The 12,763-nt window shown below is 40.3% G+C and carries 10 protein-coding genes; 8 read left to right on the forward strand and 2 right to left on the reverse strand.

Annotation, left to right across the window (positions count from 1 at the left end):
* Positions 1–35: 35 nt before the first annotated feature.
* Entirely contained in the window at positions 36–2,600 is a 2,565-nt protein-coding gene (locus tag SG0102_RS00175; protein WP_162300164.1) for a transporter substrate-binding domain-containing diguanylate cyclase, read from the forward strand.
* 9 nt (positions 2,601–2,609) lie between these two features.
* Positions 2,610–3,443 carry a L,D-transpeptidase family protein gene (locus SG0102_RS00180; RefSeq protein ID WP_125118081.1) on the forward strand — a complete coding sequence of 278 codons (834 nt, stop codon included), beginning with the start codon at positions 2,610–2,612 and terminating at the stop codon, positions 3,441–3,443.
* Positions 3,444–3,796: 353 nt separating this feature from the next.
* Here the strand turns inward: SG0102_RS00180 and SG0102_RS00185 are convergent, their stop codons facing one another.
* Complete coding sequence (locus SG0102_RS00185) at positions 3,797–4,504, reverse strand: DUF3800 domain-containing protein (RefSeq protein WP_125118082.1); 708 nt, start codon at positions 4,502–4,504, stop codon at positions 3,797–3,799.
* Between the two features lie 100 nt (positions 4,505–4,604).
* On the opposite strand from SG0102_RS00185, the gene SG0102_RS00190 reads away from it, so the two are divergent.
* On the forward strand, positions 4,605–5,069 hold the full coding sequence (locus tag SG0102_RS00190) for a DUF5684 domain-containing protein (protein WP_125118083.1): 465 nt from the start codon (positions 4,605–4,607) through the stop codon (positions 5,067–5,069).
* Between the two features lie 344 nt (positions 5,070–5,413).
* Here the strand turns inward: SG0102_RS00190 and SG0102_RS00205 are convergent, their stop codons facing one another.
* Positions 5,414–6,883: an ISNCY family transposase gene (locus SG0102_RS00205; protein WP_197715055.1), complete on the reverse strand. Its 1,470-nt coding sequence runs from the start codon at positions 6,881–6,883 to the stop codon at positions 5,414–5,416.
* A 491-nt stretch (positions 6,884–7,374) separates the two neighbouring features.
* Between SG0102_RS00205 and tet(W) the strand changes: the two genes are divergently transcribed.
* The 5 genes from tet(W) (at position 7,375) to SG0102_RS00230 (ending at position 12,762) form a co-directional block, all read left to right on the forward strand.
* On the forward strand, positions 7,375–9,294 hold the full coding sequence (gene tet(W), locus SG0102_RS00210) for a tetracycline resistance ribosomal protection protein Tet(W) (protein ID WP_125120743.1): 1,920 nt from the start codon (positions 7,375–7,377) through the stop codon (positions 9,292–9,294).
* 243 nt (positions 9,295–9,537) lie between these two features.
* Positions 9,538–10,329, forward strand: coding sequence for a hypothetical protein (locus SG0102_RS00215; protein ID WP_125118084.1), 792 nt, complete (start codon positions 9,538–9,540; stop codon positions 10,327–10,329).
* 84 nt (positions 10,330–10,413) lie between these two features.
* Positions 10,414–11,676: a DDE-type integrase/transposase/recombinase gene (locus tag SG0102_RS00220; protein WP_125118085.1), complete on the forward strand. Its 1,263-nt coding sequence runs from the start codon at positions 10,414–10,416 to the stop codon at positions 11,674–11,676.
* A gap of 4 nt (positions 11,677–11,680) precedes the next feature.
* Entirely contained in the window at positions 11,681–12,487 is an 807-nt protein-coding gene (locus SG0102_RS00225; RefSeq protein ID WP_125118086.1) for an ExeA family protein, read from the forward strand.
* Positions 12,484–12,762 carry a hypothetical protein gene (locus tag SG0102_RS00230; RefSeq protein WP_125118087.1) on the forward strand — a complete coding sequence of 93 codons (279 nt, stop codon included), beginning with the start codon at positions 12,484–12,486 and terminating at the stop codon, positions 12,760–12,762. The genes SG0102_RS00225 and SG0102_RS00230 overlap by 4 nt, the downstream gene beginning before the upstream one ends.
* The last annotated feature ends 1 nt before the right edge of the window (position 12,763 follow it).

The raw sequence follows: 12,763 nt of genomic DNA on the forward strand, positions 1-12,763 counted from the left end.
AGAATTGAGAGGGATGTTTTATGGGAGTTCATTTCTTGTTCAGATATGGAAGTAAGAAGTTTATTTGCTATTTACTGATTGTCATTGTCATACAGATGATTATAGCTGTCATTTCTCCTCTTCATGGAGAAACAAAAGATCACTTAAAGACAGTGAAAATTGGCTATTTCTATTTTAAAGGCTATCAGGATGGAAAAAACAGCAAGGAACCAAAAAGTGGTTTAGGTTATGAGTATATCCAGCAGGTGGCTAATTATGCTGGCTGGAAATGTCAGTATGTTTATGGTTCATGGCAGAGCATTTATCAGAAGCTGCTTAAAGGGGATGTGGATGTCATGACTGATATTTCCTACAGTAAAGAAAGAAGTCAGCACATGCTTTTTTCCACGATTCCTTTTGATCGGGAAAGCTATTATCTTTTTGTGCCTAAAAAGAAGGCGGATGATTATGGCCAGTTAAAATCCTTAAAAGGAAAAACTGTTGGGGTGACAAAAGGTGTGATCCAGACAGGACAATTGGAGGCATGGAATAAGAAAAACAAAGCTGGACTGATTCTCAAATATTATAAAAATTCCATGCAAAGAGTTAAGGCCTATGAACAGGGAAAGACGGATATGACTTTAGGCTTTAGCTTAGGGACATCAATCAAAAAAAACAATGTACCCTTTAAATATATTGGTTCATCTAGTTCTTTTATTGTGACGTCTAAAAAAAGACCTGATTTAGTAGAAGATGTGAATCAGGCCATGGCAAGATTGACATCAACAGTACCGCGGATTGACAGTTCACTTGCCGAAAAGTATTTTTCTCATTCAGTTATCATGTCAGAACTCTCTGTAAGAGAACTCAACTGGTTCAAAAAGCATCATACGATCGATATCGGCTATCTGACGGATATGGCCCCATTTTCTTATACTGATGATCAAGGACAAGCTGCAGGGACGTATATAGATTTATTAAAGCATACATTTCACTATTTTCATCTGAATAATAAGCTACGTTATCATGCCTATAAGAAAGTGAATGAAATGATTAAAGATCTGCAACACGAAAAGATTGATCTCTTTGTACCTTGTCTCGGCAATGCCTGGCGATCAGAACAGATCGGCATTTTACAGAGCATTAATATGAATTCTACGACCGTCAGTTTGATGACGAAAAAGGGCCATACCAACGGACATCTTCTTGCCGTAACGGAACAGAGTCCAATGAAAGAGGCTTATCACAATTTTGCTTATAAAAATTACAAAACTGTTTATTATAATAGTATTTCAGATTGCATAAAGGCAGTACGTTCAGGTGAGGCTGATGCGACACTTCTCAATTCTTATCAGATTTCTATTTATCTCCATGGTAGTGAAGATCTCTCTGAAAAAAGAGTCAATCCACCTCTCGAGATGACATTAGCCATCGGCTCTTCAAACAGATATCTTCTCGATATTATCAATCGTGGTATTGTCAGCTGGAAACAAGAAAATATTAGTGAATCTTTAATGGATCACACGGTCGCAAAGCAGGAAATCACATTGGGTGATTTCATTAAAAAACATTTTATCGGGGCCTTAGGCTTAGCCGCTTTATTAGCGATGATTATTACGATCCCGATCACCGGATGGATTTATACAAAACGGCGACGTATACTTGCAGAAAAAGCGGCTAATGATGATTTGCTGACAGGATTATATAGCCGTAGAGCTTATGATGAAGATTTAGATCAAAACTTATGGCATAGTCCAAAGGACTATGCGATTGTGGCAATGGATGCGAATGGACTAAAAAAAGTGAATGATCACTTAGGACATAGAGCAGGGGATGAAATGTTAAAGGGAGTCGCTTCCTGCATACAAGAAACGATGCATCATTTCAATATGCCAGGCAAAGCCTATCGCATTGGCGGTGATGAATTTGTAATTATTCTTGAAACGCAAAAGAAAGATTTTGAAACGTTTTATCAAAACCTTTTATCACGTATTGCCTCATGGCATGGTCAGCTGGTCGATCATATCACTGTTTCATCAGGCTATGCCTTTTCATCTGATGATCCGACTTTATCAGTGCGGGAGCTGATCGCCAAAGCGGATGAACTCATGTATCATGAAAAACAGGAACTCATAAGAGATGAAGATCCTTTGCTTAATCGGGAAGACTCTGAAGTCTATAAACGCTTAGTACAAATATATAAAACCCATTTGGATCCCAAGACCCAGTTACCTGGAGCTATATATTTCTATCATATCGAAGATGAGATTCGTAAAGAAGTGGAGGCAGGAGGTGCTCAATTGGCTATTCTGGCTATTAAGATCGCCCCTGTGTCTGATGATATCACATACTGTTTTATTCGCATGTTTGGCAAAGAAAATTTGAGCCGTTTTGAGGACTGCTATTATGTTATGACCTCTGATGTTCAGCTCAAAGTGCGAATCAAAGAGTTATATAAAAATCTCTCTTCACTTGAAAAAAATACACCGCTTGATATGTCAGCTGGTGTGTATGTGATAGATCATAATGATCATAAACCGATCGAAGAGATCTGTCAGGACATAAGAAAACGCACCAAGATATGTCATGATCATCAGCTTCATATTTATGATCAGTATTAAGGAGAGTTTATGCATTCTATTTTATCGTGTTTGTTATGTTTATCACTCATTTCACCAATATATGTTCAAAAATATGTCCCTGGTCTTTACCAGGTTAAAAGTGCGCAGAAGGTTTATTTAAAACCTTCTGCTTCATCAAAGATTGTAAAAACACTGAAGAAAGGAAACATTCTAGCCATTGATGCCATCAATGGCCAATATGGCTTAAGCAGTGATGCCCATGGCTATATTTCTTTAAAAGACTGTCAGCTGCAAAGATCAGTCTCTTCGTTAATCGAAGAGACAAAAGTGTCTCGCGAAACCAGGCAATTAGTGATTGTTAATGGCCCATTGCAAAAGGGCCGATATAAAGTCAGTTTATGGACTAAGAAAGCAAGCTGGCAGGAAAGTTTAAGGACAACAAAAGCTTATATTGGTAAAAACGGGATGAAACGGCATCGACATCGTGGTGATTATACGACACCGATTGGCTGTTTTCGTTTTACCTATGCTTTTGGCACCCATAATAATCCTGGTACACCATTCACGTATAAAAAACTTAATAACCGTTCTTACTGGTATTACGGCAATAATACCTACAGAGAAAGTGATCATGTAATACCTGGTGAATACCTGGCAAAAAGCCGGCAGGCTTATGAATATGCCTTATTTATTAACTTCAATGAATATGCAAAAGTTAAGCAGGCTGGTGGTGCCATCTTCCTGCATTGTTACTCAGGACATCAATACACCGCAGGCTGCGTGGCTATTGACCGTAAACTGATGAAACGGTATATGAAAACCATTCAACCTGCAGCTAGGATTATAATTACACCACATATGCAGGATATAAAAAACTATTAGTATCTCATAGAAAAAGATTTCTATGAGATTTTTTCTGTTTGTGCATATTATATGGTTTTATACACTATTATTTCGCATCAAAGAGACAAAAGCCTTCCATGGTGATAGGTAAGCCACCGATGGATTCTTCACTTTTATAGATTTTGGTGTGGACCGGCAGAGTATGTAAACGACTTGAAAGCTATAAACCACACAACGTGAATGTGGTTTGCCCAAAAATGAAAAGCCACCGGCTAAGTCCGATGGCTATTTTTTATCCTAAAAAAAATGCCCAGAGGGCAGTGTACACAAAGCACACTTAGCATTTAGCTGCCGGTTCTGGGTCTTACTTTAATGCAATGGTACCATTGTCATCAAGGCTTGTCAATGAAGTTGATTTTCTTTGTCCTACCTTTTCGAATATGACCAGGAAAGATATTCAATCTAAATCTTGTGGGATCTAAAATCTTTAAGACAGGATAGATTAAAGGATAGTTTTTAGAGCAGAGATAGAACGTATTGACAATTAAATCGGCTAGCTGGATACCATAATGGTATCGAGAATCATAATAGGTAATCTGAAAGCTATAATCGCAGTAACAGAATTCAGTATTTAAAAACTTCTCTAAGTCTTTTAAATCACCAACACTCACATTACGATTATCAATACTTAAAATGAATTCATAAGACTGATGGGGTGGTAAAAGCGGTAATATACAGTCATGGAAAAGTAATTTCACACCATAGTTAAAGAAGATATTACAACGATCAATTTTCTTCATCATATGGCTTTTATCAAAGAGAATGGCACAGCCATAAAAGCCATCAATCTTTTGAATACGTGAGAGTAATGCAATCTTTTCATCATCATGCATCATTCTTGATTTCAGCTCCTGATCAAGTGGTAACTGTCGTTTCTTTTTTTGTTTCTTATTAATCTTTTTATAACGTTGAATAATTTTATCTTTATGATGTGCCTCATCAATGACAAAGTAACCGCCAATGGCAAATAAAGGTGTGGGGCTATTCTGATGGATATTGCCAGATTCATCGAGATATACATAAATCTTGATTATAATCACTCCTTTTTTTTAATTATATAATAATGAAATAGAATCCTGTAGAGAAAAATATTATAATGGGAGGGAAAGGGAGTCTTCAAGAAGACCAAGGGAAATTGATATGAATGATTCAGATATGAATGTCATTATTGGTACCTTAATGAGTATTTGGGTTTTCGCTTTAATATTTATCATCTTACAGCTCATTGGGACCTGGAAGATGTATAAGAAAGCAGGAATACCTGGCTGGCATTCCATTATTCCTATTTTGAATGTTTATGACTGGTATAAGATGGCTGGCTTTGGTATGGCAGGGCGCTTACTAGCCACCATTGGTATGTCCGTAGTGATGGTTATTACTATTGGGGCAGCCGCTAGCGGTAATGAAAATGCCATCGCCGGCAGTGCGATGGTCATGGTATTAGTTGGGATTATTGTGGCTATCTTACAGATTATGTCTTACTTTAAAGTCGCCTCACGCTTTGGTAAAGGAACCGGAGCAGGGATCTTGTTCCTATTATTTACGCCGATTATGTGTATGATTGCTGGCTTAAGTTCAAGCTGGAAATATCGTAGAGAACATTAATGGATGTAATGATTATCTCTTGATTACAATACAATCAATTAATGCTCATGTACGGTAAAGAAGCAAGCAACCGAAAACAATAGATAGACCGCCAGCACTACACTATTCCGAACCAAAGACCAAAAGATAAGCATTTTGAGAAAATCTAAACTTTTGGATTTTCCTACAATGCCGACTACGGCGGAATCCCTCCCACTCCTTATATATTTCTTTCTGTATACATTGAATTTGTATTTAGTAAAATGCAGACAACACCACGGATCGGCTTTTGGCTGGACAATTCCAACCAAACACCGCAGCAGACAGTAGAAACCATTCTGAACGTTAGGAAGCCGGTATGATTGTTACATATAAGGGGAAGAAAAATTTCTTTTAGATACTGTCAAGCGATTTTGAAAATGTCCTGATTTTTTTAAATTATTAGCACCATATAAATGGGCTCTGATTGAAGAAGAGTATAACTTCCAGCTATTCTGTCTCCAAGGATGGTCAATTGGTGGTATATACTTCTTCTTTTCTTTTTTCAGCTCTGGTCTTACGTCAAAGTTTTTTGAATATTCTTCCCAGTTTTCAATTTCACGAATATTGTAAAGCTTATCATTTATATTGGCATAAATTTTGCCATCTAAACACTTAATCACCATGACTTCGGTCCCTTCCTTAAAATACACATCTGCTCCAGTACTAGTCACAATCATATAGTGAAGGTTATGATACTGAAAGCTATGTCCCTTATCAATTTTTCGATTTTCAATAATGGTTAATGCTTTATTGATTTGTGCTGGCGTCAATTGCTTTTCATACACATTTTTGGTACTATTGAGACGTAGAGCAAACTGATCATTGAACTTCTTAATATAGCTGTGAAGAAAATGATTAGCCTGTTCTATCGTTGTAATACGAGCGCGTCTTAATTCTACTGGCAACCGTGATTGAAGTGTTTGGTTAACTCGTTCCACGCGGCCTTTAGCTTGAGCGACGCTCGTTGTTTTTATTTCTATACCAAGCTGATGCGCTGCGTAGGCAAACTGGGTGAAAGTATCCTCGTTGTCTAAAGGCGCATTTTTTCGTTTATATTCAAATACAGTACGTCTGTCTGTATAAAATAGGGCTGGTATACCTTTGTTCAGAAGGATCTGTGAAACAACGCCATAATAGCCTTTAAGTGTCTCCTGGTGGTCAAAATAAGCACCAACGATTTCTCCTGTGGCATCGTCGATTGCGACATGCAGATGCCATATATCAGAGCCGTTCCATTTGTAGGAGCTAGCGTCCATCTGAATCATTTCACCGGCATATTTGCATCTTGGACGTCTTGGGTGAGCTTCAGACTTTTCCACTTTGTAAATCATTTCCTTGATTTTATTCTTTTCTTTTTCACTTTTTACGCTTTTAAGCTTCATTTTCATCAGCTTCTTATGCTGCTTCTTTGTTTTTTTGCGAGCTTTTGGCGAAAGAATATTTTCCTCTCTAAGCCACTTATTCACAGTCGTATCACTAATCTTCACACCAAGTTCCTCAAAAACAATCTCAGTATAATGTCTAAAGTTGGTATCGCTGTATTTGTCTTTATATAAACCAATAATCTGTTTTTTCATTTCGGGAGAAAAAGCAATAGCAGGCTTACGATCTTTGTTCTTGTGCTGGAAAGCAGCCTTTCCTTCTTGCTTGTACCTAACGATTAATCTGTTCACATTTCTGACAGTGCAATGAAGCTTTAATGCCGCTCTCTTTTTGTTCCCGTTTGTTTCTACTAGCTTTTTAATAACTTTGTATTTGTATTCTTCCATATTATTTAACTCAACCTTTCTCATGCAATACCTCCTCGTCTAATAGTAAAGTTAGGAGGATATTTTAACATACTTATTTGAATCTATCATTCAGGACACTTTCTTTCTTGGTACATAAAGACAATATCATGTTTGACTCACAGGGGAAGAAAAATTTCTTTTAGATACTTGTTTTCCTAAAACTGATGTGGTATAATAAGACTATATGATAAAAGGAGAAATAAATATGCGGCAAGGTATTCTTAAATAAAACTATAATCAAATAGTGGGAACAAAGGATTATGATAGTCCCTTTTGTAGGGGCTTAGTTTTTTGTACCCAATTTAAGAATACTTTTGCCTTATCAATTTTGACATATCCCCAAAAACAGCACTCACAAACAGGTGTATGCTGTATATGTGTATGTCCGCAAATTATCATCCCCAGTGGTAAAAGTATTTTACTGCTGGGGATTTTTATGCCCTTCGGGGCAGTAAAGGGAGGACAATCACATGAAAATAATCAATAACAATCACATGAAAATAATCAATATTGGAATTCTTGCCCATGTAGACGCTGGAAAGACGACCTTGACGGAGAGCCTGCTATATGCCAGCGGAGCCATTTCAGAACCGGGGAGCGTCGAAAAAGGGACAACGAGGACGGACAGCATGTTTTTGGAGCGGCAGCGTGGGATTACCATTCAAGCGGCAGTCACTTCCTTCCAGTGGCACAGATGTAAAGTCAACATTGTGGATACGCCCGGCCACATGGATTTTTTGGCGGAGGTGTACCGCTCTTTGGCTGTTTTAGATGGGGCCATCTTGGTGATCTCCGCTAAAGATGGCGTGCAGGCCCAGACCCGTATTCTGTTCCATGCCCTGCGGAAAATGAGCATTCCCACCGTTATCTTTATCAACAAGATCGACCAGGCTGGCGTTGATTTGCAGAGCGTGGTTCAGTCTGTTCGGGATAAGCTCTCCGCCGATATTATCATCAAGCAGACGGTGTCGCTGTCCCCGGAAATAGTCCTGGAGGAAAATACCGACATAGAAGCATGGGATGCGGTCATCGAAAATAACGATAAATTATTGGAAAAGTATATCGCAGGAGAACCAATCAGCCGGGAAAAACTTGTGCGGGAGGAACAGCGGCGGGTTCAAGACGCCTCCCTGTTCCCGGTCTATTATGGCAGCGCCAAAAAGGGCCTTGGCATTCAACCGTTGATGGATGCGGTGACAGGGCTGTTCCAACCGATTGGGGAACAGGGGAGCGCCGCCCTATGCGGCAGCGTTTTCAAGGTGGAGTATACAGATTGCGGCCAGCGGCGTGTCTATCTACGGCTATACAGCGGAACGCTGCGCCTGCGGGATACGGTGGCCCTGGCCGGGAGAGAAAAGCTGAAAATCACAGAGATGCGTATTCCATCCAAAGGGGAAATTGTTCGGACAGACACCGCTTATCCGGGTGAAATTGTTATCCTTCCCAGCGACAGCGTGAGGTTAAACGATGTATTAGGGGACCCAACCCGGCTCCCTCGTAAAAGGTGGCGTGAGGACCCCCTCCCCATGCTGCGGACGTCGATTGCGCCGAAAACGGCAGCGCAAAGAGAACGGCTGCTGGACGCTCTTACGCAACTTGCGGATACTGACCCGCTTTTGCGCTGCGAGGTGGATTCCATCACCCATGAGATCATTCTTTCTTTTTTGGGCCGGGTGCAGTTGGAGGTTGTTTCCGCTTTGCTGTCGGAAAAATACAAGCTTGAAACAGTGGTAAAGGAACCCACCGTCATTTATATGGAGCGGCCGCTCAAAGCAGCCAGCCACACCATCCATATCGAGGTGCCGCCCAACCCGTTTTGGGCATCCATCGGACTGTCTGTTACACCACTCCCGCTTGGCTCCGGTGTACAATACGAGAGCCGGGTTTCGCTGGGATACTTGAACCAGAGTTTTCAAAACGCTGTCAGGGATGGTATCCGTTACGGGCTGGAGCAGGGCTTGTTCGGCTGGAACGTAACGGACTGTAAGATTTGCTTTGAATACGGGCTTTATTACAGTCCGGTCAGCACGCCGGCGGACTTCCGCTCATTGGCCCCGATTGTATTGGAACAGGCATTGAAGGAATCAGGGACGCAACTGCTGGAACCTTATCTCTCCTTCACCCTCTATGCGCCCCAGGAATATCTTTCCAGGGCTTATCATGATGCACCGAAATACTGTGCCACCATCGAAACGGTCCAGGTAAAAAAGGATGAAGTTGTCTTTACTGGCGAGATTCCCGCCCGCTGTATACAGGCATACCGTACTGATCTGGCCTTTTACACCAACGGGCAGAGCGTATGCCTTACAGAACTGAAAGGGTATCAGGCCGCTGTCGGCAAGCCAGTCATCCAGCCCCGCCGTCCAAACAGCCGCCTGGACAAGGTGCGCTATATGTTTCAGAAGATAATGTAACGTCTTGCGCAATGCAAGCGTGTATTGCGTCACTTTATAGTAATATGGTTTTTAAATAATAACGCACTTTATAATAGGTTGGTCAGACCAGAATTCCTGAACAATTTTTTTATAAAGTGCGGTTTTGATTCAAATTATTTTATGTATATGAGATTATGATGGTGATGATGTACCATATTTAAGAAAGGAAAAGAGAGAACCCACAACCTCTACATCATCAGTTCTCTCTTTCACTACAATTTCATGACAATTCACTTAGTATCCGAAATCAAGAAAAACTCGAATGTTTCCAAAAAAATTAATGATGATATTAACTTTATTGCGATCTCTGATAATGAATTTTACTGGTATCTGGATTCTATGCGAAACATGAATATTGATGACTATGAAATCACTCAAGATTCCTACTTTGAAATGGTTGAGGAGATTGATATCAATTTAGTGCAGTGCCCATATTGCGAACATATTGGTGTCCTCGAACATACTGAAATGACATATGAACGTTCAGTTATTAATACGGTTGAAGAACTGGATAATCCGTTAAATATTGAACTTGTTGTGGTGTATTGCCAAAACTGTAATACTTATCACGCTATTATTCCTTGGGGCTTTATTCCTTTTACATCCTTTACTTACCGTTTTGTGCTTGATGCCCTCTACAGCTACTATTTCAAAAATGACGAAAACAAGAAAAGAACAGCTGAAGAAATGTGCATTGCCAGATCAACCCTCCATAACTGGATTAAAAGATTTGAATCCGAGTCCGGCTCTGTTGCCTCGCTGCATGATATGAAGAAAAGAATTTCTGATGTTTTTAACGAAACCGCTAATGCCCTTTCTGGGACTGATCCTGATCAAATAAGAAGACAGCTATTAGAACGCCTTGCTAAATACAGGGCGTTTTTATCTGCTTTTCTGGGATGCAAGCTGGCGGCTGAGGACAAGCCGTTTCTGATCCCAGCTAGAACAAAGGCTGACAAAAATAATTTACATGTCAAAAAGTTCACATTTGGAAAGCTGCTCACCCTTATGTAAAAATAATATTGACATTTAAGGTCCCTGGCGTCGATGGTATCATGAAGATGAAAAGAAGAATAAGGAGAAAGGAGCAGAAAAAAAGTGAAATACGAAGACAGAGAAAAGATTGCTCTCTGGAAATTTGGGTATATTGCACCGGCTTATAATAATACTCACAGTTTCAGCTCCAATGCGGCCTATTTTAAGTCGCTGGAGGGCAAGAGCTTAAGAAACCCTGTCACTAATTCCGTACGAACGTACCACAAAGGAACCTTTGAAAACTGGCTCTCCCTTTACCGCAGATTTGGAATTGAGGGCCTGATGCCCGGGCAGCGGTCTGATGCAGGTACTTTCAGAGTGCTGAGTGATGATGCACAGCGGTTTATTATTGAACAGATTGAAAAATATCCCCGTATTCTTAACACAATTGTCAGAAAAAGACTGATTGAAAACAAACTGATTGATGATTTAACATCGCAGTCCACTATTGATCGCTTTGTGAAAGGCTATCATGAGAAATGCCCTAAGAAGGATGAATATCATGACGGCAAGGACAGAAAGGCTTTTGAGTTCGAATTCGCTAATCAGATGTGGCAGGCTGATACCACTTATCTTAGTAAGATTGACGGGCGTCAGACTTATCTGATGATGATTATCGATGATGCCTCTAGAATGCCTGTTGGCTTTGAGGTATTCTTCGCGGATAGTGGCGTTAATTTCCAGAAGGTGCTTAAAAATGCCGTAAAGACCTATGGCATTCCGTCCATGCTTCTTGTTGATAATGGAACACCATATTCTAATCATCAGCTTCAGATGATTTGCGCGAGACTTGGCATTCAGCTTATTCATGCGCCTGTCCGTGACGGTGCAGCCAAGGGTAAAATTGAAAAATCATTTAGCACGCTGAAGAATTCCATCTATTACTGCGAGGACTGGAGTCAGTACAAGAGTCTGGAAGATATCAATTTAAGAGTCAACGAGTATATCTATACCGATTATAACACAAAATCCCATGGAACCACTGAAACAGATAATGAAGGAAATCTTCTTAATGCGCGTGAAAGATATTTGAGGGATGCAGATCGCTTCATTTATAAGGACGAGGATGAAATTGATCAGATCTTCCTTCATCGGTATAAAAGAAAGGTGCGCACTGATGCAACTATCCGATACGATAATATCTTTTACGAAGTGCCTATGGAATATATTGGTGAATCAGTAACGCTTATCATTGATCCTATTGATTTATCTAAGGCATGGATTAAGAGCGCAGAAGGAGCAGCGCTGCTTCCCGTCAGCGTTCTTGACCGCAAGGCCAACCGCAAAGTAAAGCGTCGTCAGCACATTAAGATTGGAGGTGAATAGTGCTATGGATGTGAAGACTTTCTACGGATTTAGTAAAATGCCTTTTCGGAAGGAGACAACATACACTAAACCATTTGAATCCGAGGATGTTGCGAATATGACAGACAGGCTCAAATATCTGAAAACAATTAAAGGAATTGGCGTCTTCACTGGTCCGCCCGGTTCCGGAAAAACATCAATTGTAAGGGATTATGTAAACAAGCTTAACCGATCGCTGTACCATGTTATCTATATTGCCATGACGACAGTAACGGCTACTGAATTTCTTAGACAGGTTGCCTATGGGCTGGGGCTGGAGCCAAAAAACCGCAAGTGTGATCTTTTTAAGCAGATTCACGAGACTATTGAGAGCCTTTCAGTTGACCGCAAAGTAACACCTGTATTGATTCTGGATGAAGCACAGTATTTACACAATGCGATTCTTCATGACATTAAGATGCTTCTGAATTTTGACTTTGACTCCAAGAACAGAATGATTCTTATTTTCGTTGGAGAATCAGGTTTTAACGGTATTCTTGGCAAGAGAGTGCATGATGCCCTCAGACAGCGCGTTGTGATTAATTATGATATGCAGGGGCTTCAGAAAAAGGAGGCCGAAGCCTATGTAAAGCACTGTCTCAAGGAATGCGGCTGCCGCGAGCCAGTCTTTTCTCCTGAAGCTATTAACGCCGCCTGGGAGATCGGAAACGGCTCCGTAAGACGAATGAACAATATTCTTGAAAAGGCCCTTATTGAGGGCGCAAATCGCAAAGAAAAGCCTATTGGAACAGATACGATTCTGATGGCACAGCAGGAGGTTGAACTGGGATGATTAAAACACTTGATGAAATTATCTATTACCCTTCAACCAGGAAAGTAATTACTGAGGAGCTTCGTTCAGCGATTGGCCTTTATCAGAAGCACGGCATGACTAATGATCAGTTCTACTTTCTGATTGATCATTATGTTCAGAATTTCTCCTATCTGCTGTTCAGTGACGATTATGAAATTCATAATACGATCAAGTCACATCTTGGAAGCAGAAATGTCAGAATGCTGGAAGCTGTTATTTCTGAGATTAAAAAAACAAGAGAGGAGAAAGCATAGC

It is taken from the genome of Intestinibaculum porci, assembly GCF_003925875.1.
Lineage (GTDB): Bacteria > Bacillota_I > Bacilli_A > Erysipelotrichales > Coprobacillaceae > Intestinibaculum > Intestinibaculum porci.